The 23,198-nt window shown below is 67.0% G+C and carries 20 protein-coding genes; 6 read left to right on the top strand and 14 right to left on the bottom strand.

Features of this window, described 5'->3' with window-relative positions:
- Nucleotides 1-12: 12 nt before the first annotated feature.
- Nucleotides 13-510: a (2Fe-2S)-binding protein gene (locus tag ACEOAB_RS07405; protein ID WP_056587209.1), complete on the bottom strand. Its 498-nt coding sequence runs from the start codon at nucleotides 508-510 to the stop codon at nucleotides 13-15.
- Nucleotides 511-689: 179 nt separating this feature from the next.
- On the opposite strand from ACEOAB_RS07405, the gene ACEOAB_RS07400 reads away from it, so the two are divergent.
- Nucleotides 690-1,829 carry a helix-turn-helix domain-containing protein gene (locus ACEOAB_RS07400; protein WP_495653564.1) on the top strand — a complete coding sequence of 380 codons (1,140 nt, stop codon included), beginning with the start codon at nucleotides 690-692 and terminating at the stop codon, nucleotides 1,827-1,829.
- A gap of 39 nt (nucleotides 1,830-1,868) precedes the next feature.
- On the opposite strand, the gene ACEOAB_RS07395 is transcribed toward ACEOAB_RS07400, so the two are convergent.
- The 8 genes from ACEOAB_RS07395 to ACEOAB_RS07360 all read right to left on the bottom strand — a co-directional run bounded on the left by ACEOAB_RS07395 (nucleotide 1,869) and on the right by ACEOAB_RS07360 (nucleotide 9,823).
- The gene (locus tag ACEOAB_RS07395; RefSeq protein ID WP_056587203.1) at nucleotides 1,869-2,246 is read right to left on the bottom strand and encodes a nuclear transport factor 2 family protein; all 378 of its coding nucleotides are present in this window, start codon (nucleotides 2,244-2,246) and stop codon (nucleotides 1,869-1,871) included.
- Between the two features lie 92 nt (nucleotides 2,247-2,338).
- Nucleotides 2,339-3,835 (bottom strand): M81 family metallopeptidase, encoded by a 1,497-nt coding sequence (locus ACEOAB_RS07390; protein ID WP_413748735.1) that lies wholly within the window; start codon nucleotides 3,833-3,835, stop codon nucleotides 2,339-2,341.
- Entirely contained in the window at nucleotides 3,832-5,088 is a 1,257-nt protein-coding gene (locus tag ACEOAB_RS07385) for a Zn-dependent hydrolase (protein ID WP_413748736.1), read from the bottom strand. The genes ACEOAB_RS07390 and ACEOAB_RS07385 overlap by 4 nt, the downstream gene beginning before the upstream one ends.
- 34 nt (nucleotides 5,089-5,122) lie before the next feature.
- Entirely contained in the window at nucleotides 5,123-5,833 is a 711-nt protein-coding gene (locus tag ACEOAB_RS07380; protein WP_413748737.1) for an ABC transporter ATP-binding protein, read from the bottom strand.
- Between the two features lie 172 nt (nucleotides 5,834-6,005).
- Nucleotides 6,006-6,773 carry an ABC transporter ATP-binding protein gene (locus ACEOAB_RS07375; RefSeq protein ID WP_413748738.1) on the bottom strand — a complete coding sequence of 256 codons (768 nt, stop codon included), beginning with the start codon at nucleotides 6,771-6,773 and terminating at the stop codon, nucleotides 6,006-6,008.
- Entirely contained in the window at nucleotides 6,770-7,729 is a 960-nt protein-coding gene (locus ACEOAB_RS07370; RefSeq protein ID WP_413748739.1) for a branched-chain amino acid ABC transporter permease, read from the bottom strand. The genes ACEOAB_RS07375 and ACEOAB_RS07370 overlap by 4 nt, the downstream gene beginning before the upstream one ends.
- A gap of 5 nt (nucleotides 7,730-7,734) precedes the next feature.
- Complete coding sequence (locus tag ACEOAB_RS07365) at nucleotides 7,735-8,595, bottom strand: branched-chain amino acid ABC transporter permease (RefSeq protein WP_007829315.1); 861 nt, start codon at nucleotides 8,593-8,595, stop codon at nucleotides 7,735-7,737.
- A gap of 22 nt (nucleotides 8,596-8,617) precedes the next feature.
- Nucleotides 8,618-9,823, bottom strand: a complete 1,206-nt coding sequence (locus tag ACEOAB_RS07360) for an ABC transporter substrate-binding protein (RefSeq protein WP_413748740.1) — start codon at nucleotides 9,821-9,823, stop codon at nucleotides 8,618-8,620.
- A 209-nt stretch (nucleotides 9,824-10,032) separates the two neighbouring features.
- On the opposite strand from ACEOAB_RS07360, the gene ACEOAB_RS07355 reads away from it, so the two are divergent.
- A complete protein-coding gene (locus ACEOAB_RS07355; protein WP_413748741.1) occupies nucleotides 10,033-10,797 on the top strand; it encodes a FadR/GntR family transcriptional regulator in 765 nt (254 codons plus the stop codon).
- Nucleotides 10,798-11,057: 260 nt separating this feature from the next.
- On the opposite strand, the gene ACEOAB_RS07350 is transcribed toward ACEOAB_RS07355, so the two are convergent.
- The gene (locus ACEOAB_RS07350) at nucleotides 11,058-12,014 is read right to left on the bottom strand and encodes a LysR family transcriptional regulator (RefSeq protein ID WP_413748742.1); all 957 of its coding nucleotides are present in this window, start codon (nucleotides 12,012-12,014) and stop codon (nucleotides 11,058-11,060) included.
- Nucleotides 12,015-12,121: 107 nt separating this feature from the next.
- Between ACEOAB_RS07350 and aptA the strand changes: the two genes are divergently transcribed.
- A complete protein-coding gene (gene aptA, locus ACEOAB_RS07345) occupies nucleotides 12,122-13,477 on the top strand; it encodes an omega-aminotransferase AptA (RefSeq protein WP_413748743.1) in 1,356 nt (451 codons plus the stop codon).
- A gap of 34 nt (nucleotides 13,478-13,511) precedes the next feature.
- Here aptA and ACEOAB_RS07340 read toward each other — a convergent pair whose 3' ends face one another.
- Nucleotides 13,512-14,372 (bottom strand): hypothetical protein, encoded by an 861-nt coding sequence (locus ACEOAB_RS07340; RefSeq protein WP_413748744.1) that lies wholly within the window; start codon nucleotides 14,370-14,372, stop codon nucleotides 13,512-13,514.
- A gap of 108 nt (nucleotides 14,373-14,480) precedes the next feature.
- Between ACEOAB_RS07340 and ACEOAB_RS07335 the strand changes: the two genes are divergently transcribed.
- Complete coding sequence (locus ACEOAB_RS07335; RefSeq protein ID WP_413748745.1) at nucleotides 14,481-15,920, top strand: MFS transporter; 1,440 nt, start codon at nucleotides 14,481-14,483, stop codon at nucleotides 15,918-15,920.
- 10 nt (nucleotides 15,921-15,930) lie between these two features.
- On the opposite strand, the gene ACEOAB_RS07330 is transcribed toward ACEOAB_RS07335, so the two are convergent.
- Nucleotides 15,931-17,217 carry an SUMF1/EgtB/PvdO family nonheme iron enzyme gene (locus ACEOAB_RS07330; RefSeq protein WP_495653563.1) on the bottom strand — a complete coding sequence of 429 codons (1,287 nt, stop codon included), beginning with the start codon at nucleotides 17,215-17,217 and terminating at the stop codon, nucleotides 15,931-15,933.
- A 164-nt stretch (nucleotides 17,218-17,381) separates the two neighbouring features.
- On the opposite strand from ACEOAB_RS07330, the gene ACEOAB_RS07325 reads away from it, so the two are divergent.
- Nucleotides 17,382-17,996 (top strand): TRAP transporter small permease subunit, encoded by a 615-nt coding sequence (locus tag ACEOAB_RS07325; RefSeq protein ID WP_056587170.1) that lies wholly within the window; start codon nucleotides 17,382-17,384, stop codon nucleotides 17,994-17,996.
- Between the two features lie 21 nt (nucleotides 17,997-18,017).
- A complete protein-coding gene (locus ACEOAB_RS07320) occupies nucleotides 18,018-19,850 on the top strand; it encodes a TRAP transporter large permease (protein ID WP_413749257.1) in 1,833 nt (610 codons plus the stop codon).
- 116 nt (nucleotides 19,851-19,966) lie between these two features.
- On the opposite strand, the gene ACEOAB_RS07315 is transcribed toward ACEOAB_RS07320, so the two are convergent.
- Together ACEOAB_RS07315 and dxs are read right to left on the bottom strand one after the other, a co-directional pair.
- Entirely contained in the window at nucleotides 19,967-21,049 is a 1,083-nt protein-coding gene (locus ACEOAB_RS07315) for a TRAP transporter substrate-binding protein (RefSeq protein ID WP_056587164.1), read from the bottom strand.
- A gap of 110 nt (nucleotides 21,050-21,159) precedes the next feature.
- On the bottom strand, nucleotides 21,160-23,019 hold the full coding sequence (dxs, locus tag ACEOAB_RS07310) for a 1-deoxy-D-xylulose-5-phosphate synthase (protein WP_413749258.1): 1,860 nt from the start codon (nucleotides 23,017-23,019) through the stop codon (nucleotides 21,160-21,162).
- Nucleotides 23,020-23,198: the final 179 nt, after the last annotated feature.

The raw sequence follows: 23,198 nt of genomic DNA, 5'->3' as shown, positions 1-23,198 counted from the left end.
ATGTTGCTCCTTTCACGCCGTGACGGTTGTCTTGACCGGCGTGCCCGAGGCCATGGCCTCGCCGCCCATCTTCACGGCCTTCACGATGTTCTGGTAGCCGGTGCAGCGGCACAGGTTGCCCTCGAGCAGCTCCCGGATTTCCGACTCGCTCGACTTGGGGTGGTGGGTGCAAAGGTCGATGGCGCTCATGACCATGCCCGGGGTGCAGAAGCCGCACTGCAGGCCGTGGCACTCCTTGAACGCAGCCTGCATCGGATGCATGGTGCCGTCGGCCTCGGCGATGCCCTCGATGGTGGTGATGTCCGCGCCTGTGGCCTGCGCGACCAGGATGTTGCACGACTTGACTGCCCTGCCGTTGAGGTGGACGGTGCAGGCGCCGCACTGGGCGGTGTCGCAGCCGACGTGGGTTCCGGTGAGGTGGAGGTGCTCGCGGATGGCGTGGACGAGGAAAGTATTGGGAGGAGCGTCGACCGTGACCTGACGGCCGTTGACCTTGAAAGCGACCTGCATTTGGCTGTCTCCGTGAAAGGTGATGGCTGGTTCAGCAAAAAGCATCTTGGATGCCCACCTTTCGCACTATCCTAGGCAAAACCCTCGACTCTTGCACAGAGCGAACGAAATTCTCAAAATGAAACAGCTTGCCGTCCGGCGAGCCGGGAAAAGCCGCCCCACACGCGCGAAAAACCACGATGCCCGCCACTGTCGTTTCGCCACCGCCTGAGCGTTCCCTGGCCATTGCCCAAGCCCGCCGCGAACTGATCGAGGGCGAGTCGTCGCCCCGTGCGCGCGGTGCCGCGTGCGTCGATTCGTGGATCACCCGTTCCTGGCAGCGCTGCATCGAGGCCGGCCGCCGGCCGCAGCAGCGAGTCAGCTTCGATCCGGTGAGCCGGGCTGCCGGCTGCGATGTCGCCGAACGCAACCGGGCGCTGGTTTCGGCGGCCCGGCCGGTGATCGACCGACTTTCGCGCGCCATCGCCGATACCCGCTATTTCGCCATCCTGACCAATGCCGACGGCGTCGTGATCGACGTGGGCAACCTGCCCGGCGGCGTCGACGCCGCCAGCCGCCATGCGCGCGACATCGCGCGCGTCGGCGTCGACCTGTCGGAACGCGCCATCGGCACCAGCGCGATCGGCACCGCGCTGGCCGAGCAGGAATCGGTGTGGCTGCACCGCGGCGAGCATTTCTTCGACGACACCAGCGTCTACAGCTGCGCCGGCGCCCCGCTCTTCGGCCCCCGGGGCGACTGCATCGGCATGCTCGACCTGACCGGCGTGCAGGTGGTCGAGCGCCCGGAGCTGCGCCACCTGGCTACCCTGTCCGCGCGCAGCATCGAGAACATGCTGCTGATCCGCGAGCCCTGCGAGCTGCTGTTGCATCTGGCCTGGCCGGGCAGCCCGAGCAGCGAAGCCACCGAAGGACTGTTGTGCATCGACGCTGGCGGCGGCATCACGGGCGCCAATGCGGCGGCCCGGCAGATGCTGCACCAGCCGCTGGCACGCTGCGAGCACGCATTGAATTTCAACGACCTGTTCGCGCTGCCCCTGCACATGATGTTCGACGCGGCCCGGCGCGGCGACGCGGTGCTCGAAGTGCCGCTCTGGTCGGGCCTGCGGGTGCAGGCGCGGCCCCGGCGCGGCGGCAGCCCCGAGGGTGCTTCCGCATCCAGCACCCGCCCGCGATTGCGCGACGTCGAAACCGAGCTGATCCGCAAGGCGGTGGCCGACGCGCGCGGCAACGTGGCGGAAGCCGCGCGGGCCCTGGGCATCAGCCGTGCCACCGTCTATCGCAAGCTGTGGCGCGGCCGCTCGGCCGGCATGCCGGACTGAGCGCACGGCGTTCAGCTTTCATTCAGCCTTCCCGCTGCTTCAGGCCCCCACGGGCACCTTGTCCAGGAAGCCCGTGACCGAACGGAGCTTGCCGGCATCCAGCTGGGCGAAGTCGGTGCCCTGGATCAGGTCTTCCGCCCCGCTCGGCCCCAGCGTCCACGAGAAGCGCAGGTGGTCGCCATGCGCGTCCGCCTTGCCCAGCAGGTTGAAGCGGAAGCCCGGGTAGCGCTGGTGCACCGCGCCGACCAGCGCGCTGATCTGCTCATGCCCTCTGGCCTGCGCCATCGGGTCCACGTAGTGCGCGTTGGCGGCCCACCCGGCTTCGATCAGCGCGGCGCGGCGCGCGGCGTCGGTTTCGTTCCAGACGGCGATGTAGCGTTGGGCAATCGCAGTGGCATCGTGTGCGGCGGTGTTCATGATGACGATTCCTTTCGAGGGGTTCGACCCGCAACATCGCGGGGTGAAGGAATGGTCGCGCCGCACGCGATTCGCGTCGATGACCTGGCAGGTTATGCGGCAAGGTCCATCGAGGCGTTCGCATCCAGCGGAAACACCGGCCGGCGCACCTTGCTGAACGGGAACAGGCCGTAGTCCGAACTGGTCACGCCCGGGCTGTCGCACTCCACCAGCGCGGCCGACAGCGGCTCGAACACCGGCCGGCAATACATGCGCGACTTGAGCAGCAGGAAGCGTTCCCTGCGCGGATCGAGCCCCGCGCACTCGAAGACGCCGATGTCCCACGGCTCCTGCGTGCGCTCGGTCACCACGATGCGCGCGGCGCCAATGTCGAACAGCACCGTGCGGCCCATGCTGCTGCGCTGACCGGTGTAGGTGGGGCCAGTGATCACGTACTCGCCGTTGCCGATGGTGCGCACGGTGCCCGTCAGGCGCACCGGCGTTTTCTTCAACCCGATGCCTTCCAGCGAGACCTTGTTGCCAAGTGCGACGGTCGCCTCCGCGCCCTCCCCCGCCGCAATCAGTTCAGCCACCGCTTCGGGGTCGCACAGCGGCCCCACGCCGATGCCGTGCAGCCCTTGCGCCAGCGCTTCCTGCAGCACGTCCATGGTGTCGCAGCTGCCGCCCGACATGCAGTTGTCGCCGTGGTCGAGCAGCAGCACCGGGCGCGTGGCGCCTTGGGCGATGAGCTTTGCGCGGGCCACCGACTGCGTGAGCGGCTCGCTGCGGTAGATGAAGGCTTCGCGCTCGCTCCACATCTGCATCGCGATGCGGTCGGCCGTGGCCTGCGCGCGTTCGGGCGATTGCGCGTCGACCGCGATCACGCTCATGCACGGCGCCTCGATGTCCGACAGCGAGAAGCCCGCCAGGATCGACACCGCGAGCGACTCCGACGATTTCTCGGCTTCCCGCGCAGCCTCGATGGCGCGCTGCATGGCACCGGTGAACGAGGCGCTGCGCAGCGTGTGCGCCATCAGCGGCAGCTGGCGCCAGCGCATCGCCGGCCTGCTGCGCCCGGCCAGCAGGTCGAACAGCAGGCGGCCGGCATGCTCGCCGGTTTCGTACATGTCGATGTGCGGATAGGTCTTGAAGCCGACGATCACGTCCGCGTTGCCGACCATCGCGGGTGTGACGTTGGCATGCAGGTCGAGCGCCACGCCGATGGGCACGCCCGGCGCCGCCGCGCGCAGGCGCACGAGCAGGTCGCCTTCGCCGTCGGCACTGTTCTGCGCGACCATCGCGCCGTGCAGGTCGAGCAGGATGGCGTCGCAGCCCGGCGCCGCATCGACGATGCACTGCGTGAGCGTGGTGTAGGCCTGCGCGTCGACCGGCCCGCTCGGGTTGGCCGAGGCCGACACCGGCGTGACCAGCGTGGCGCCGGCCTGCTCCGCCAGGTCGATGAAGGCCGACATCGCCGTGCGCATGCCCTTGTTGTCCCGGTAGGCCTGCTCGCCGAAGGTCGGGCCGTCGGGTCCGAAAGCCGCGAGCGGCGTGGGCACGGGCGAGAAGGTGTTGGTCTCGTGGTTGAGACGTGCGATCAGCACCTTCATGACGACGCCACTCCCGCGCTTTGCAGCATCGCCTGCAGCAGCACGTTGCAACCGGCTTCGAGGTGGTCGGGCTGCGCGTCCTCGATCTCGTTGTGGCTGATGCCGTCGAGGCAGGGCACGAAGATCATGGCCGTGGGACACACGCGTGCGAGATACACCGCGTCGTGGCCGGCACCGCTGATCACGTTCATCCAGCTCATGCCCTGCGCCTGTGCGGCCTCGCGCACGGCGGACACGAGCTTGGGCGTGAAAGGCTGCGGCGGGAAGTAGACGACCTGCTCCACCGACATCTCGACCTTGCCCTTCGTCGCGATGCGCCGCACCACCTCTTTCAGCTCGGCATCCATGGCCGACAGCACCACGTCGTCGGCCGCGCGCAGGTCGACGCTCATCTTCACGCGGCCCGGGATCACGTTGCGCGAGTTCGGATAGTTGTCGATCCAGCCGACCGTGCCGCGCGCATGCGGCGCGTGCGCCAGCGCGATGCGGTTGACCTCGATCACGAGCTCGGAGGCGGCCAGCAGCGCGTCCTTGCGCAGCTCCATTGGCGTGGGGCCGGCATGCGCCTCCATGCCCTGCACCACCACGTCGTACCAGCGCTGGCCCAGCGCCCCTTCAACCACGCCGATCACGCGCTCGTTGGCTTCGAGCACCGGGCCCTGTTCGATGTGCGCCTCGAAGTACGCGCCCACCGGCGATGCGGCCACCGAAGCAGCCGTGCTGCCTGCATAGCCGATGGCGGCAAGCGCGTCGGACACGCTCACGCCATCGTTGTCGCGCTGCGCCAGCGCATGCTCCAACGTGAAGGCACCGACGAACACGCCGGAGCCCATCATCACGGGCACGAAGCGCGAGCCCTCCTCGTTGGTCCACACGGCCACTTCGAGCGGTGCTTCGGTTTCGATCTTCGCGTCGTTGAGGCTGCGGATCACCTCCAGCCCCGCGAGCACGCCATAGTTGCCGTCGAACTTGCCGCCCGTGGGCTGCGTGTCGATGTGGCTGCCGGTGGTGATGGGCGGCAGCGCATTGTTGCGGCCGGCGCGGCGCGCGAAGATGTTGCCGATGGCGTCCACGCGCACTTCGCAACCCGCCTCGCGCATCCAGCGCGTGAACAGGTCGCGACCCTGGCGGTCGAGGTCGGTCAGCGCGATGCGGCAGACGCCGCCTTTCTCGGTGGCGCCGAGCTGCGCCAGTTCCATCAGCGAGTTCCAGAGCCGCTGGCCGTCGATGCGGAGTTCGGTGTGTGAGTTCATGGCTTTGCGATAAGGAAGGGTGTTGCGGGGAGCCTCAAGCAAGGCCCACGCCCAGATAGCGATCTTTCACTTCATGGTCGGCCATGAAGTCGTCGTTGCCGGCCTCGTGCACGATCACGCCCTGCTCCACGATGTAGTGGCGGTCGGCCAGCTGCACGCAGACTTCGAGGTTCTGCTCGACCAGCAGGATGGCCACGCCAGCCGCCTTGATGGTCTTGAGCTGCGCGACGATCTCCTCGACGATCACCGGCGCCAGGCCTTCGACCGGCTCGTCGAGGATCAGCAGGCGCGGATGGTTCATGAGCGCGCGGCCGATGGCCAGCATCTGCTGCTCGCCGCCCGAAAGCTGCCCGCCGCCGTTGCGCCGCCGCTCCTTCAGCCGCGGAAAGATGCGGTAGATGTCGGCCAACTGCCAGGGCGATTCGCGTCGCAGGCCGAGCAGCAGGTTTTCTTCCACCGTGAGCAGCTTGAAGACGCCGCGGTGCTCGGGCACCAGGCACACGCCGCGTGCGGCGATGCGGTGCGGCGGCAGGCCCGCGATGTCCGCGCCCTGGAAGCGCACGCGCCCACCCGTGGGCGTGACCGCGCCGGCAATGCTCTTGAGCGTGGTCGACTTGCCCGCGCCGTTGCGGCCCAGCAGCGTGACCAGTTCGGCATCGCCAACGCGCATCGAAACGCCCTGCAGCACATGGCTCTTGCCGTAGTGGGCGTGCAGCCCCTCGACTTCGAGGATGGAATGGGTCATTGGCGAACCTCTGTTCTTGAATGGCCGCTCGCGGTGCGGCTTTTGCTCCCTCTCCCCTCGGGGAGAGAGCTGGGGTGAGGGCCGACGGCGATGGCAAAGGCAGCACATCTGCGAAGGCCCATGCCCTCACCCCCACCCTCTCCCCAGGGGGAGAGGGAGCAAGAGACGGCGCTCATGCTTTTCCTCCAGTGATCATGTTGCCCAGGTAGGCCGTGCGCACGCGCGCATCGGAGCGGATGTCGCCCGGCAGCCCTTCGGCAAGCACGCGGCCCAGCTGCATCACGGTCACGGTGTCGGAGATGTCCATCACGATGTTCATGTTGTGCTCGATCAGCACCACGGTGTGCTGGTCGCGCAGGCCGCGGATCAGCTGCTTCATGTCGTCGAGGTCGTCGATGCCCATGCCCGAGGTCGGCTCGTCGAGAAAGATCGCCTTCGGCCTGGCGGCCAGCGCCATGCCCACTTCGAGGCGGCGCTGCTGGCCGTGCGACAACTCGCTGACCGGCGTGTTCGCCAGCCGTTCGAGCCCCACGCGCTGCAGCACCTCGTCCACCGTCCGCGCGCAGGCGAGTTCGCCGACCGGCGCGCGCCAGCAGTTCATGGCCTGGCGCGGCGAAACGCCCTGCGCCGCCACCCGCAGGTTCTCGCGCACCGAAAGGCTCGCGAATAGTGCCGTGACCTGGAACGAGCGCGCCATGCCGCGCTGCACGCGTTGGTGGTCGGGCTCGCGCGTCACGTCGTGGCCGTCGAACAGGATGCGGCCGCCCGTGGTGGTTCCGGTGCCGGTGAGCATGTGGAACAGCGTGGTCTTGCCCGCGCCGTTCGGGCCGATCACCGAGTGCACGGTATTGCGCCTGATCTTCAGGTCGACGCCGCCGAGCGCGGCGAACTTGCCGTAGTGCTTGGTGACGCCGACGGCTTCGATGAGGATGTCCGTCATGCTTTTTCTCCCAGGGCCGCGGGCACTTTGGCGTCGGGCGATGTCTTGCGGAAGATGCGGCGCCAGGCGCCCTCGCCCAGCCCCCAGAGCCCGCGCTGCATGCCGATGCTCACGCCGATCAGCAGCAAGCCCAGCAGCAACAGCCAGCGCGGCCACAGCGTGGACAGCCAATCGGCAAGCAGCACGTAGAAGGCCGGGCCCAGCACCGAGGCGAACAGGTTGCCGGTGCCGCCGATCACGGTGATGACCAGGATCATCTCGCTCGTGTGGTACTCGGCGTTCGACAGCGGTGCGATGCCGGTCATCATCGCGTGCAGCCCGCCCGCGAGGCCGGTGACGGCGCCCGAGATAACGAAAGCCAGCAGCTTGAAGCGCTTGAGGTCGTAGCCCACGGCGGCGGCCCGGTCCTCGTTGTCGCGGATGGCCAGCAGCGTGCGACCGAAGATCGAATCGGTCACGCGCAGCAGCAGCCCAAATGCGATCAGGAAGATCACCGCGACGAAGGCGTAGTACTTCCACGGCGTGTCCATGAAACCGGGGCGCGGCACGTCGAGCAGGCCGTTGTCGCCACCTGTGAGGTCGGTGGCGGTGTAGGCGATGAAATAGAACATCTGCGCGAAGGCCAGCGTGAGCATCACGAAGTAGGTGCCGCGCTGGCGGATGGCGACCCAGCCGACCAGCGCCGCGCCGAGCGCGCCCATGGCCACGGCCGCGAGCAAGGCGAGCGGCATCGGCAGGTGCAGGCGCGTGAGCAGGATCGCGATGGTGTAGCTGCCCAGCCCGAAGAAGATGCCCTGACCGAAGGACAGCAGCCCCGTGTAGCCCAGCAGCAGGTTGCAGCCCAGGGCCGCGAGTGCATAGATCAGCACCTCGCTCGCGAGCGAGCCCGAGCGCAGCACCAGCGGCAGGCCCAGCGCGGCGATCAGTGCCAGAAGGAAAGTGATTTTTCTCGGCATGGCGTTCATCCTTTTCGGCCGAGCAGGCCATGCGGGCGCAGCAGCAGCACGGCCGCCATCGCGATGTAGATCATCAGGCTCGCCCCCGGCGGCCAGATGGTGCTCATGAGGCTCTGCACGATGCCGATGAGCAGCCCGCCCACGAGCGCGCCGCCGAAGCTGCCGAGCCCGCCGATCACCACCACCACGAAGGCGACGCTCAGCGCCTCGACGCCCATGAAGGGTTCGGCGCCGCGGATCGGCGCGGCCAGCACGCCGGCCAGCGCTGCCGTGGCCGCACCCAGCGCGAACACCAGGCTGAACACCCGGAACACGTTGATGCCGAGCAGCGACACCATCTCGGTCGATTCGCTGCCCGCGCGCACCGCGCTGCCCAGGCGCGTGCCTTCGAGCACCCACCACAGCAGCACCGCGAGCACGGCGGTGAAGCCGATCACGAACAGCCGGTACTTGGGATAGACGAAGGCGCCCCACATGACCACGCCCTGCAGCAGGTCGGGCGTGGCCACGCTGTTGCCCAGCGGGCCCCAGAACACGATCACGATCTCCTGCACCGCAAGCGCGAGGCCCACCGTCACGAGGATGTGGAACTCGTGTGCCTTGGCGTACACGCGGCGCAGCAGCAGCTTCTCGGCCAGCCAGCCCAGTGCGCCCACGGCGAGCGGCACCACGACCAGCGCGACCCAGAAGTCCAGGCCCCACTGCATGGCCTGGTAGCAGAGATAGGCGCCCAGCAGATAGAAAGCGCCGTGCGCGAAGTTCACGAAGCGAAGCAGGCCGAACACGATGGACAAGCCAACGGCCAGCAGGAAATACAGCATGCCGATGCCGATTCCGTTGATGGTCTGGAGCAGGTAGACGGTCATGGGCTCGTTGGCTTGCGTTGCGTCAGGCCAGCTTGCAGCCGCTCTTGTCGATCGGGAGGAACGACTTGCCGGAACTGACCACGTCGACGTAGTCGGCCGCGTTCGCCATCTTCGACTTGGCCTTGCCCTTGAGCAGGTAGTAGTCCTTGATGACCTGGTGGTCGGCCTTGCGGATTTCTTCCGTGCCCGTGAGGCCCTCGAACTTCATGCCTTCGAGCGCGGCGATCACCGCCTTCTGGTCCACCGAGCCCGCCTTCACGATGCCGTCGATCAGGATCTTGGTGCAGATGTACGAGCCCGCGAGGCTGTAGTTGGGCACGATCTTGAGCTTGTCGGCCGTGCGCTTCACGAGGTCCTTGTTGAGTGCGGTGTCGGCCGTGTGCCAGTACTGCGCACCGAAGTACACGCCGTCGCACAGGTCGGCGCCCAGCTCGTCGAACTGCTCGAGCCCCGAGGCCCAGGCGATGAGGATCGTCATGTTCTTGTGCATGCCGAAACTCACTGCCTGGCGCAGCGCGGCCGAAGACTGCGCGCCGAAGTTCAGCAGCAGCAGCACGTCGGGCTTGGCCGCCATGGCGTTGGTGAGATAGCCGCTGAACTCCTTCTCGTTGAGCGAGTGATAGCTGTTGCCCACGTGCTCGATGCCCTTCTCTTGGAAGATGTTCTTGGCCGCGCCGAGCAGGCCCTCGCCGAACACGTACTGCGGCGTGATCGTGTACCAGCGCTTGGCCTTGGGCATCGACGCGATCAGCGGGCGCACCGTCTGCTCGATGGCGCCGAAGGTGGGCACCGACCAGCGGAAGGTGGCGGGGTTGCAGTCCTTGCCGGTGATCTCGTCGGCGCCCGCGGTGGTGATGAACAGGCCGCCGGCCTTCTCGGCCTCTTTGCCCATGGCCAGCGCTTCGGACGACAGGATGCCGCCCGCGAAGAACTTCGCGCCCTGCTGCTGCGAGGCTTCCTGCACCTTGCGCACGGCGGTCGCCGGCTTGCCTTCGGTGTCGAGCACCGTGTAGGCCAGCGGACGCTTCAGCACGCTGCCGTATTGCTCGATGGCCAGCTTCATGCCCAGGTCGGCGAACTTCCCATTGGCAGCGAACGCGCCCGACATGGGCACCGGGCAGCCGAAGCGGATCGCATCGGCCGATTGGGCGAAGGCGGCGCGACCGGCCAGGAGCGAGGCGGGAGCGGCCGAGAGGGCGGCGAGTTGAAGAAGTTGTCTGCGTTGCATGGAGGAACTCCGGTCGTAATGAGGGGTAGGAAAAGAAGCGGCGGGGACAAGCGCCGGCAAATTTAAGCGGATAAATAGGATTAATATGCTGGTAAAAACCCGCTAGCAAGCCCTGTGCCCAAAACCAGACCAACCTCCTGCATCACGCCGTTTAAGATCGCGCGCTGTTGCGCATCCCGCGCATCTCCCGATGGGCATGGAGCGTTTCAATGAGAGTGGGAGAGAACCGTCCCAAGCGGCAGAAGCTCTCGGACGTCATCGTCGAAGACGTCAAGCGCTGGATCGTGGCGGAGCGCAAGCAGCCCGGCGACCGGCTACCGAACGAGAAGGAACTGATCGAGCTCTTCGGCTATTCGAAGAGCACGGTGCGCGAGGCACTGAAGGCGCTGGAGGTGCGCGGGCTCATCGCCATCCGCACCGGCCCCGGCGGCGGCGCGTACCTGCAGCAGGTGTCGGTCGAGCATGCCTCGGAGCCGCTGCGCAACTTCCTGCACTTCCATCACCTCGACGGGCATCACATCTACCAGCTGCGCAAGGTGCTGGAGCCTGAGCTGGCAGTGAGCGTGATCGGCAAGCTGACGCCCGCGCAGTTCGAACGGCTCGAAGAAAACGTGCGCCTCTGCACCATCGAGCCCACCAACGAGGACGAATTGCGCACGCAGCGCGAAGCCGAACTGGCCTTTCACACCATGCTGGCCGAGGCTTGCCCCAACCCGGTGCTGTCCTTCATGTGCCGCTTCCTGAACGACCTGCTGCGCGACCTCGTGGTCTACAAGAAGGCGCTGGACCATCACCACTTCGGCGAGACGAACGTCGACTACCACACGCAGCTGCTCGCGGCCTATCGCAAGGAAGATGCAAACGAAGTGCGTCGGCTGATGGCGGAGCACATGGTCGATGCCGAGCAGCACATGCACGAGATGGAGGCGCACATCGGGGCGAAGCATCTGTTGCTGCCAAGCGGGCAGCGTTAGATTTTTCAGGGCGCGTGCACAGGCCACCGGGTACTCCCCTCCGCGAATGTCCCCCGGCCTTCGGCCTCCTCCTTTATTTCGCTGCGGGAAGCACCCGATGCCCTGTGCACGATGGGCGCAGCGCTTGTGCTGGCCGATCAACCAGTGCTCTGAACGATCCCGCCGATGCGGGGGCCTTTTTCGCGAAATAAAGGAGGAGGCCGCAGGCCGGGGGACATTCGCGAAAAAGGTCACCGCGTCGACGGGATCACACCGCCGTTTCAGGCATGGGCCTTTTCCAGACACGCCTGAAACGCCAATACCGCCCGTGACGGTTTCGGCGACCGCCGCAGCAGGCTCACGAACCGGCACGCGTAATTGAAGCGCGCCGGCAGCACCGCCTTCATGAGCCCGCGCTGCTCGAAAACCTGCGCATAGTGGTCGGGCAGAAAGCCGAGGAAGCGCCCCGAGAGGATCAGCGTCGCAATCGCCTCCTGATCGAAGCCGGTCGCCTTGCGCGACAGCTTGGCGCGGTGGCTCAGCTCCATGTTGGGCGAGTGGTAGCCCAGCCCCGCGAAATGATGCGCGCCAAGCTTCGACCAGGTGAGCTTGGCATGCGGGCTGTCGAACAGCGGATGGCCCCTGCCGCAGTAAAGCAGCATCGTCTCGTCGAACAGGTCCGCATACACGAGGCTCTTCGAAGTGCGGTGCGCCGGGATGATGCCGATCTGGAAGTTGCCCTCCAGCACGCCCTGCTCGATCGCGTTGATCGAGCCGACATGCACCGCCAGGCTCACCTCCGGTGCGATCTCGGTGAAGCGCGCAATCGCCTCGCCGATGCGCGCCTTCGGGTTGGTCGCGGTCTTGTCGAACAGGGCCACGTCCAGCTGTCCGCCCATGCGGTTGTGGATGTCGTCGATGCTGCCGCGGAAGGCGTCGACCGAGGCAAGCAGCCGCAGCGTCTCGTCGTACACGCGCTGCCCCTCGGCCGTGAGCGCGAAGCCCGCCCGGCCGCGCCGGCACAGCACCAGGCCGAGCCGCGTCTCCAGGTCTTTCACATGGCGGCTCACGGTGGAGGTGCCGATGTTCAGCTCCAGCTCGGCCGCCGCCATCCCGCCGCAGTCGACCACGCTCTTGAACACCTTGAGCAGGCGCAGGTCCATGTCGCTGAGCTGCCCCAGAACGGCGCGGCTGCGGGTGCTCTGGGCACTGTTCCGGGTCTTCTCTTTTACTTGCATGAACTGTCAAGTGAACATTGATATTGCGCCATTCTCCACACTGAAGGCTCTGCGAACAATCGGCACATCCCATCACCCCCCGGAGCCCGCCCCGTGCGGGAAGCGCCATGACCCTCGCCACGCCCGCCATCGAACCGACGCCCGCCCTGCGCACCGACGCCGCCTGGCTCGACGCGCACTGGATGCCCTACACCGGCAACCGCAACTTCAAGGCCGATCCGCGGATCATCGTGGAGGCCAAGGGCGCCTACTTCACCGACGCCGACGGCCGCAAGATCTTCGACGGCCTCTCGGGCCTGTGGTGCTCGGGCCTCGGTCACGGCCGCCCCGAGATCACCGAGGCGGTGAGCCGCCAGATCGCGAAGCTCGACTACTCGCCGGCCTTCCAGTTCGGCCACCCGCTCTCGTTCGAGCTGGCCAACAAGATCAAGGAACTGACGCCCGCAGGCCTCGACTACGTGTTCTTCACCGGCTCGGGCTCCGAAGCCGCCGACACCTCGCTGAAGATGGCGCGTGCCTACTGGCGCACCAAGGGCCAGGCGAGCAAGACGCGCCTGATCGGCCGCGAGAAGGGCTACCACGGCGTCAACTACGGCGGCATTTCGGTCGGCGGCATCGCGGCCAACCGCAAGCTCTTCGGCCAGGGCGTCGAGGCCGACCACCTGCCGCACACGCAGCTCGCATCGAACGCCTTCACGCGCGGCATGGCCGAGAACGGCGCCGAGCTGGCCGACCGCCTGCTCGACCTGATCGCGCTGCACGACGCCTCGAACATCGCGGCCGTGATCGTCGAGCCCTTCGCGGGCTCGGCCGGCGTGGTGATTCCGCCGAAGGGCTACCTGAAACGCCTGCGCGACATCTGCACCGCGAACAACATCCTGCTGATCTTCGACGAGGTCATCACCGGCTTCGGCCGCTGCGGCGCGCTCACGGGTGCCGAAGCCTTCGGCGTGACGCCCGACATCATGAACATCGCCAAGCAGGTCACCAACGGCGCGCAGCCGATGGGCGCCGTGGTCGCGAACAAGGACATCTACGACACCTTCATGGCCGCCGGCGGCCCCGACTACATGCTCGAGTTCCCGCACGGCTATACCTACGGCGCACACCCGGTGGCCTGCGCCGCCGGCATCGCCGCGCTCGACGTGCTGCAGAAGGAAGACATGATCGGCCGCGTACAGGCGCTGGCACCGCACTTCGAGAACGCTGTGCACAGCCTCAAGGGCAGCAAGCACGTCGCCGACATCCGCAACTACGGCCTCGCCGCGGGCATCACCATTGCCGCACTGCCGGGCGAACCCGCGCGCCGTCCGTACGAGATCGCGATGAACTGCTGGAAGAAGGGCTTCTACGTGCGCTACGGCGGCGACACGATCCAGCTCGCTCCACCTTTCATTGCGGAGAAAGCGGAGATCGATCGCATGGTCAACGCACTGGCCGACGCACTGGCCGAGACGGCCTGATCGAAGACAAGGGGAGATCTGGCGGAGCAGCCCCTCAGATCCGCCCCGACTTGATCTTGATGTTGGACGCGCGCACTGCGTAGATGCCGTCGAAAGTCCTGAACCACACCAGATCTTCCGACCGTGCGATGAAGCGCCCGCGCATTTGGATCTCGAAACGCGGCGTCAGCAGATCCGAGACATAGGTGAATTCCTTTTCCGGCGCGGTCTTCCCCGGTCCATCTTTTGGCTGCCCTTCCTTCGCCATGAAGGCCGCAAGCTCCGAGAAGCCTCGTGCGGCCTCCGTACTCAGCTGACGCTGGATCTCCTCGGTAGGCTTGGCCAGATCGTCCAGCGAGTAGGAAAGTGGCAGTTGGTACAAGTAGAGGCCGGCCCACTGGTCGGCACCGGTGCCCTGCTCCAATCGGACCGCCACGGCTGTGAGCAACCGTCCGTTGCTGGCCTTGCTGATGTGCAGATAGGGCGTTGCGCCGGTTTGCCCCGCCGCACCCGCGCTGGCCACATCCAGCCCCTGGCGAATCGCGGCATCGAGGAACAGTTGCCGGGGCTCCAGCGTGAGCTTACCTTTCAGGCGCTGCGCGTCTAGCTCGGTTCTGTTGTCGATCATGCCGGCATTGGCCGCCGCGCCCAATGGACCGAACAGCAGCCCGACCGCAACGCCGCCCCCGCCCTCGGATTGCGTATAGACAACGCTCCTGGCTTCATCCAGGTGACGCATCGCATGCCGCGGCTCCTCTACCGCCTTTGCATGCGCTAACGCAAAAGTCCCGGGCGAATCCCCGGAAACCGGACGATTCTTGTAGGTGGGCGGCGCGCCGCAGCCCGCCAAGCTGGCGATTGCCAGAAATGCACAAAGCCAGAACGCGCGGCGATGCGCGCCATCGAGACCAGTCATGTTTCCCCTCGCTGCATTGATGTAGTCGCCGCTCCCTCGCGGCGCGCGGATCATAGACCGGCACGGTCCTACAGGCGGCGCGCCGGCCGCCTTCCAATAATCGGCGCAATGACGGCATTGCGCAGCGACATCCCCGCCCGCCTCGACCGCCTGCCATGGTCCCGCTGGCACTGGCGCGTGGTGATCGCACTGGGCGTTGCCTGGGTGCTCGACGGGCTCGAAGTCACGCTCGTGGGCTCCATCGGCGCCGTGCTCGAGCGGCCCGACACGCTTGGACTCACGGCCGGCGAGATCGGCCTCTCGGGTTCGGTGTACGTGGCGGGTGCGGTGCTCGGCGCCCTGCTCTTCGGGCGGCTCACCGACCGGCTCGGACGCAAGAAGCTGTTTCTCGTCACGCTGGTGGTCTACACCATCGGCACGCTGGCCACCGCGTTCTCTCCCGACTTCGCCTTCTTCGCGCTGTGCCGCTTCGTCACGGGGCTGGGCATCGGCGGCGAGTACGCGGCCATCAACTCTGCCATCGACGAACTCATTCCGGCGCGCGTGCGCGGGCGCGTCAACCTCGCGATCAACGGCAGCTTCTGGATCGGTGCTGCGCTGGGCGCGGCGCTGAGCCTCGTGCTGCTCGACGCGCGCGTGATCGGCCCGGTGTGGGGTTGGCGCGCGGGCTTCGCGCTGGGCGCGGTGCTGGCGGTGGCAATCCTGCTGGTGCGGCGTCACGTACCCGAGAGCCCGCGCTGGCTCGTTGCGCACGGGCGGGCCGATGAAGCCAGGCGCATCGTCGAGCAGATCGAGGCCGAGGTCGAGGCGCAGCACGGACCGATGCCCGCGCCGCAAGGCCACGTGAACTACACGGCCGCGCGCCCCAACAGCCCGCCGATGCGGGAAGTGGCGCGCGTGCTGCTCAGGCGCTACCCGCAGCGCAGCGTGGTCGCGCTGGCGCTGATGATCTCGCAGGCCTTCTTCTACAACGCGATCTTCTTCACCTATGCGCTGGTGCTCACGCGCTTCTATGGCGTGCCCGAAGGCGACGTGGCGCTCTACATCTTTCCGTTCGCGCTGGGCAACGTGCTCGGGCCGCTGCTGCTGGGGCCGCTGTTCGACAGCGTGGGACGGCGACGGATGATCGCGCTGACCTATGTGCTCGCGGGCGTCGGCCTCGCGCTCACGGGCTGGGCTTTCATGATGGGCTGGCTCGATGCGCGCAGCCAGGCGCTGTGCTGGTCGGCGGTGTTCTTCCTGGCTTCGGCGGCGGCGAGCTCGGCGTACCTCACGGTCAGCGAGGTGTTTCCGCTCGAGATGCGGGCCATCGCCATCGCGATCTTCTATGCGGTCGGCATGGGCGCGGGCGGCTTCGCTGCGCCGCTGCTGTTCGGCCTGCTGATCGAGACCGGCAGCCGGGGTGCGGTGATGGTGGGCTACGGCATCGGGGCGGCGCTGGTCATCGTCGCGGGGCTGCTGGCCCTGCGCCATGCGGTCGACGCGGAGCGCAAGCCGCTGGAGGAGGTGGCGCCGCCGCTGTCGTCCGAAGCCGGCGGCGAGCGCTGACCATCAGTCTCTACAGCGCGCAGGTGCGAAAACCGAAGAAACCGTCGTCGCGATGAGGCAGCGCAAAGCCGCGGCGGCGCGGCGAACGCAGGCGCGCACGCGTCGCGAACGACGCTCCGCGCAGCACGCGCGCGCGGCCGAAGGCTGCCGCGGGATCGAATTCGCCTCCCGCGCTCCATGGGTCGGGCCGGTAGCCCGGCCACGGCTGCAGCGTGCCCGCCGTCCATTCATGCACGTCGGCCCAGCGGAAGCCGCGCCGCGCGGCCGTGTGCGCCGCGATCTCCCACTCGACCTCGGTCGCGATGCGACGTCCGGCCCAGCGTGCCCAGGCATCGGCCTCCCACCAGCTCAGGTGCACCGCGCTGTGATGGCCGGCCGCGCGCACCGTCGCGCCGAAGCGCTGCTGCAGCACCGAACCGCCGGTGCCGCTGCGCGCCCCGCCGATCTGCTCGACATAGCGCGGCCCGCGACGGCCCTCGACTTGCGCGGCCAACCAGCGCCAGCCTTCGCCGTGCCACAGCTCCTCGCGGTCGTAGCCGCCGTCGTCGACGAATTCGGTGTACTGGTTCCAGGTGACGGGCTGCGCGTCGATCTCGAACTCGGGCACGTCGACGCGATGCGCCGCGCGTTCCTGCGCGAAAGCGAAGCCGCCCTCGGGCATGCCCAGTTCCCAGCGCGTGGCCGGCAGCAGCAGCGGCTCGCGCGTGACGGCGATGGGCGCCTGCTCGAAGCCCAGCGGCAGCCCCAGCGTCTGCGCCATCACCACGAACTGCTCGCCGCGCAGGTCTTCGTGGAACAGCGCGAGGCGATAGAAATACAGGCCGGCATCGGTCTCGGCCGCGTTGTCGAGCAGCTCGAGCGTGCTCTCCAGCGTTTCGAGCAGATAGGCCTTGGTCTGCGCGAGGTCCGGCAGGTCGGGCGTCCAGCGCCGGTTCGGCGCACTCTGCGCGGGATTCCACCAGCCGTCGGCACCAGGGTCGATGGCCGCAAGGCGCGTGGGCCGCACCGGGCAGTCGGCCCCGAAAGCGCGCTGGGTGTTGCGTCCGATCCACCATTCGGCGAACCAGCCGATGTGGCCGGCCAGCCAGACCGGCGGCACGACATCCGGCGCGGAGGGCACCGGCATGCCCTCGCCGAGCGCCTGCTCATAGAGCGACAGCAGGTGCAGGGTATGGTTGCGCGCATCGATCAGTGCCAGCGAAAGCAGGTCGCGGCCCGCCCGGCAGATGTCGGGAGAATCGATCGACTGAGACGTCGCCTCGGCGGGGGCTGGCGGTGGGCGCGGTGTCTGGGCCATCGGCCATTATGGCCACTCGCCAGGCCCCGGGTACGCCCCGAAAGACACTTTCCATTACATCGATAGAATTCGTTCCGCCTCCCGCACCCGACCCGCTGGCACACAAGGCCAGTGCGTCGGGTGCCGTCGTATCGGGGGGCATCCAATACAAAAATGGAGATGAAATGCAAGGCTTGCTCAAGCTGTCCCGGGCCATCGACTGGCTCAATGCCCAGGTGGGCAAATACGCCATCTGGCTGATCCTGGCCGCCACGGTGATCAGCGCCATCAACGCGATCGTGCGCAAGGTGTTCAACACCAGTTCCAACGCATTCCTCGAAGTGCAGTGGTACCTGTTCGCGTGGTCGTTCCTGATCGCCGCAGGCTTCACGCTGCTGAACCGCGAGCACGTGCGCATCGACGTGCTCAACAGCCGCCTGTCTAAGCGCAAGCAGGTGTGGATCGACATCATCGGCTTCGCCTTCTTCCTGACGCCGCTTTGCATCGCGGTGCTCTGGCTGTCGACGCCCGTGGTGATCCAGATGTATCAGTCGGGCGAGATGTCCGGCAACTCGGGCGGGCTGATCCGCTGGCCCGTGTGGGCGGCGCTGCCGGTGGGCTTCGTGCTGCTGTTGCTGCAGGGCTGGTCGGAACTGATCAAGCGCATCGCATTCCTGCGCGGGGAAGGGCCTGACCCGATGGGCCGGCTGACGGACAAGACAGCCGAGGCCGAACTCATCGAAGCCCTGCGCCTGCAAGCCGAGGCGGATGCCGCCAAGGCCGCAAAACCGCAACACTGAACGGCCAAGCAGACAAACACCATGGAATTCATTGTTGCCAATTTCGCCCCGATCATGTTCGCGGGGCTGATCTGCTTCCTGCTGCTTGGCTTCCCCGTGGCATTCAGCCTCGGGGCCTGCGGCCTGTTCTTCGGTCTCGTCGGCATCGAGCTCGGCGTGTTCCAGTCGTCGGTGATGGCATGGCTGCCCCAGCGGCTGATCGGCATCATGGCCAACGACACGCTGCTGGCGGTGCCCTTCTTCACGCTGATGGGGCTCGTCCTCGAGCGAAGCGGCATGGCCGAAGACCTGCTCGACACGGTCGGCCAGGTGTTCGGCCCGATGCGCGGCGGCCTGGCGCTGGCGGTGATCTTCGTCGGCGCGCTGCTGGCGGCCACCACCGGCGTGGTCGCGGCCTCGGTCATCTCGATGGGCCTGATCTCGCTGCCGATCATGCTGCGCTATGGCTACGACCGGCGGCTTTCCAGCGGCGTCATCGCGGCCTCGGGCACCCTGGCGCAGATCATCCCCCCCTCGCTGGTGCTGATCATCATGGCCGACCAGCTCGGCCGCAGCGTCGGCGACATGTACAAGGGCGCCTTCCTTCCCGGCTTCATGCTGATGGGGCTGTACGTGCTCTACGTCGTGTTCCTCGCGATCTTCAAGCCGGCGCAAGTGCCCGCGCTGCCGGCCGAGGCGCGCACCTTCCGCGAACCCAACGGCAGTGGCGGCTACACGTCGCTCGTGGCCCTCACCGCCCTGTCGGCCCTGGTGGCCGCCTGGCTGGCGCGCAACATGGAAGCGGTGCACACCTGGTTCCAGGGCGAGCCCGTGACCTTCGTGGCCACCGACGAGAAAGTGGTGGTCGCCATGTGCGGCGGCGTGTTCGTGGCGCTGGTGATCGCACTGATCAACAAGGGCTTGAAGCTCAACCTGCTGTCGCGGCTGGCCGAACGGGTGACCTTCGTGCTGATCCCGCCGCTGCTGCTGATCTTCCTGGTGCTGGGCACCATCTTCCTGGGCGTGGCAACGCCCACCGAAGGCGGCGCCATGGGCGCCATGGGCGCGCTGGTCATGGCCTGGGTGCGCCGGCGCATGAGCCTGTCGCTGCTGAAGCAGGCGCTGGCCTCGACCACCAAGCTGTCGAGCTTCGTGATGTTCATCCTCATCGGTGCCACGGTGTTCAGCCTGGTGTTCCAGGCCGCCGACGGCCCGATCTGGGTCGAGCACCTGCTCTCGTCGCTGCCGGGCGGACCGGTGGGCTTCCTGATCGCGGTGAACGTGCTGGTGTTCTTCCTGGCGTTCTTTCTGGACTACTTCGAGCTGTCGTTCATCGTGGTGCCGCTGCTGGCGCCGGTGGCACACAAGCTCGGCATCGACCTGATCTGGTTCGGCGTGCTGCTCGCGGTGAACATGCAGACCTCGTTCATGCACCCGCCGTTCGGCTTCGCGCTGTTCTTCCTGCGCTCGGTGGCGCCTGAAAAACAGTACGTCGATCGCGTGACCCAGAAGGTCATGGAGCCGGTGACGACGATGCAGATCTACAGGGGCGCGATCCCGTTCGTGCTGATCCAGCTCACGATGGTCGGCGTACTCATCGCCTTCCCGCAGATCGTGACGGGCAGCCTCGACAAGGAAGTCAAGGTCAACCTCGACGACATCGGCGCGCAGATGCGCGACAGTCTCAAGCCGGAAGGCGACGCCACGCCCGCCGATCCCTACGGCACGCCGGAAGAATCCGCACCGAAGGTCGAGCCTGGCGCACCAGGTGCGAGCGCCGGTACGGCGCCGGCCACGCCGGAGCCGCCAGCCGAAGGCGGCGAAAGCGATCCCATGAAGGCCATGCAGGACGCGCTGAAGCCGCAGAAGCCCTGAGGTGGCGCGAAACCGGGGCTCGCCCAGCCCCGGAAGGCCCATGAAAAAAGGCCGGCCTGCGAAAGCAGACCGGCCTTTTTACTGGCTGGCCGCGAAGGGCGGCCCGGAGCGGATGCTCAGATCTTGACCGAGTTCATGTACTGGTTGAACGGGTACTCCGAGAAGCGATTCCACAGGATCTGGTCGCGCTGGAACGCACGCATGTCCTGGTGGATCTTCTTGAAGTCGGCCGACTTGGCTTCATGCTCGGCGAACACTTCCATCGAAGCCTTGAAGCCCGCGTCCATCACGGCCTTGGGGAACGGCTTCAACTGGGTCTTGGCGGCCACGAGGCGCTTGAGCGCGACCGGGTTGAACGCGTCGTACTTGGCGATCATGTCGCGCGCGGCAACCTTCGTCGCCGCATCGAGGATGGCCTTGTTCTCGTCCGACAGCTTGGCAAACGCCTTGTTGTTGATGAAGAACTCGAGGTCGGCGCCGCCTTCCCACCAGCCGGGGTAGTAGTAGTAAGGGGCGACCTTGTTGAAGCCCAGCTTCTCATCGTCGTAGGGGCCGACGAACTCCGCCGCGTCCAGCGTGCCCTTTTCGAGTGCCTGGTACACGTCGCCCGCGGGCATGTTCTGCGACACCACGCCCAGCTTGGCCATGGCCTCGCCGAACACGCCGCCGCCCATGCGCATCTTCAGGCCCTTGAGGTCTTCGACCGTCTTGATTTCCTTGCGGTACCAACCGCCCATTTGCGTGCCGGTGTTGCCGGCGCTGGCGGTGCGGAAGTTGTATTGCGCAAAGAAGGCGTCGAGCAGCTTGCGGCCGTTGCCGTACTCCTTCCAGGAGTCGGTCTGGCGCGCGGTCAGGCCGAACGGCACTGCGCAGCTGAAAGCGAAGATCGGGTCCTTGCCGGTGAAATAGTAGGCCGCCGTCTGCGCCATCTCGAGGGTGTCGGCCTGCAGCGCATCGACCACGCCGAACGCGGGCATCAGTTCACCTGCGGGATGGACCGAGATCTCGAACTTGCCGCCCGACAGCGCCTTGACCGTCTTCGAGAGCATTTCGGCGCTGCCGAAGATGGTGTCCAGGGACCGGGGAAAGCTCGACGCCAGGCGCCAGCGAATCGCGGCTTGCGCGTGAACGGCCGGCGCAATGCCAGCGGCCAGAACGCCCGCGATGCCGGCGTTTTTGATGAGGGAACGACGATCCATTGATAGCTCTCCGAGTTCTTGGAATAAAACAAAACGCGGCTTGTGGCCGCGTTGGGGACTGTGTAAGTCTTCTTGATTGTAAAAACGCGCTTACAGGGCCCGGCGGGGGTTTACCCTGCGCGCGAAACGAAGCGCTCGCGGATCGAGGCTTCGATGCCGGGCGCGTCGAGCCCGATGCTCGCCAGCAGCTTCGCCGGATCGCCGTGTTCGATGAAGCGGTCGGGCAGGCCGAGCTGCAGCACCGGCTTCTGGATGTTGGCAGCCTGCAGCGCTTCGAGCACCGCACTGCCCGCGCCGCCCATGGTGGCGCCCTCTTCCAGCGTGACGATGGCGTCGTGCGTGCCCGCGACCTTCAGCAGCAGCTCGACATCGAGCGGCTTGGCCCAGCGCATGTTGACCACCGTGGCATCGAGCGGCTCGGCCGCGGTGAGCGCGGGATACAGCAGCGTGCCGAACGCGAGGATGGCGATGCGCCTGCCTTCGCGGCGGATCTCGCCCTTGCCGAAGGGCAAGGCCTCGAGCGTGAGGTTCGGCGCGACGCCGGCGCCCGCGCCGCGCGGATAGCGTACGGCCACCGGGTGGTTCTGCTCGTAGGCGCTGGTCAGCAGCTGGCGGCATTCGCGCTCGTCGGCCGGACAGGCGATGCTCATGTTCGGAATGCAGCGCAGGAACGGAATGTCGTACGCACCCGCGTGCGTGGCGCCATCCGCACCCACGAGGCCCGCGCGGTCGAGCGCGAACACCACCGGCAGGTTCTGGATCGCCACGTCGTGGATCAGCTGGTCGTACGCGCGCTGTAGGAAGGTCGAGTAGATCGCGACCACCGGCTTGAGCCCCTCGCAGGCCAGGCCGGCCGCGAAGGTCACAGCGTGCTGTTCGGCGATGCCGACGTCGTAGTAGCGGTCGGGGAAGCGCTTCTCGAACTCCACGAGTCCCGAGCCTTCGCGCATCGCGGGCGTGATGCCCACCAGCCGGCCATCGGCGGCGGCGGTATCGCACAGCCACTGGCCGAACACCTGGGTGAATGTCTGCTTCGCCACCGCAGCGGGCTTGACCAGCCCGACCTGCGGATCGAACTTGCCGGGGCCGTGGTAGGCGACCGGATCGGCCTCTGCGAGCTTGTAGCCCTGCCCCTTCTTCGTGACCACGTGCAGGAACTGCGGGCCCTCGAGGTGCTTGAGGTTCTCGAGCGTGGGCACCAGCGAATCGAGGTCATGGCCGTCGATCGGGCCCACGTAGTTGAAGCCGAACTGCTCGAACAGCGTGGCCGGCACGACCATGCCCTTGGCATGCTGCTCCAGCCGCTTGGCCAGCTCGAACAGCGGCGGCGCGTTGCGCAGCACGCTCTTGCCGACGCTCTTGGCGGCGGCGTAGAAATTGCCGCTCATCAGCTGCGCGAGATAGCGGTTGAGCGCGCCCACGGGCGGGCTGATCGACATGTCGTTGTCGTTCAGGATGACGAGCAGCTTGCAGTCGCACACGCCCGCGTTGTTCAGCGCCTCGAAGGCCATGCCGGCCGTGAGCGCGCCGTCGCCGATGATGGCCACGGCATGGCGGTCTTCGCCCTTCTGCTTGGCGGCCATGGCCATGCCGAGCGCGGCCGAGATGCTGGTCGACGAATGGGCGGTGCCGAAGGTGTCGTACTCGCTCTCGGTGCGCTGCGGAAAGCCCGAGATGCCGCCGATCTGCCTGAGCGTGGGCATGCGCTCGCGCCGGCCCGTGAGGATCTTGTGCGGATAGGTCTGGTGGCCCACGTCCCACACCAGCCGGTCGTGCGGCGTGTTGAACACGTGGTGCAGCGCGACGGTGAGTTCGACCGTGCCGAGGTTGGAGCTCAGGTGGCCGCCGGTGCGCGAGACGTTGTCGAGCACGCAGGCGCGCACCTCGTCGGACAGTTGGCGCAGCTGGGCCCGGTCGTATTTGCGGATCGGCGAGGGGTCGTGGAGTGTGGGAAGCAGCGGAGCAGCCATGGGAGGTATTTTCTTTTCTCAGTGTTCGATCACGCTTCGTGTGGCCCGCGACACACGAAACTGCCGCGATTCAGTCGGGAGACACCGCGGAACCGGCTTTGCCGGGCCGCTGGTGTCGCCCCCTGGAAGGGGGTTGGCGAAGCGACACGAAGTGCGCGAAGACTGGGGGCAAGTTTCAT

This window comes from Variovorax sp. Varisp53, from assembly GCF_059491555.1.
The sequence above is the reverse complement of the archived record's forward strand: the minus strand, read 5'-3'. Positions and strand labels throughout refer to the sequence as shown.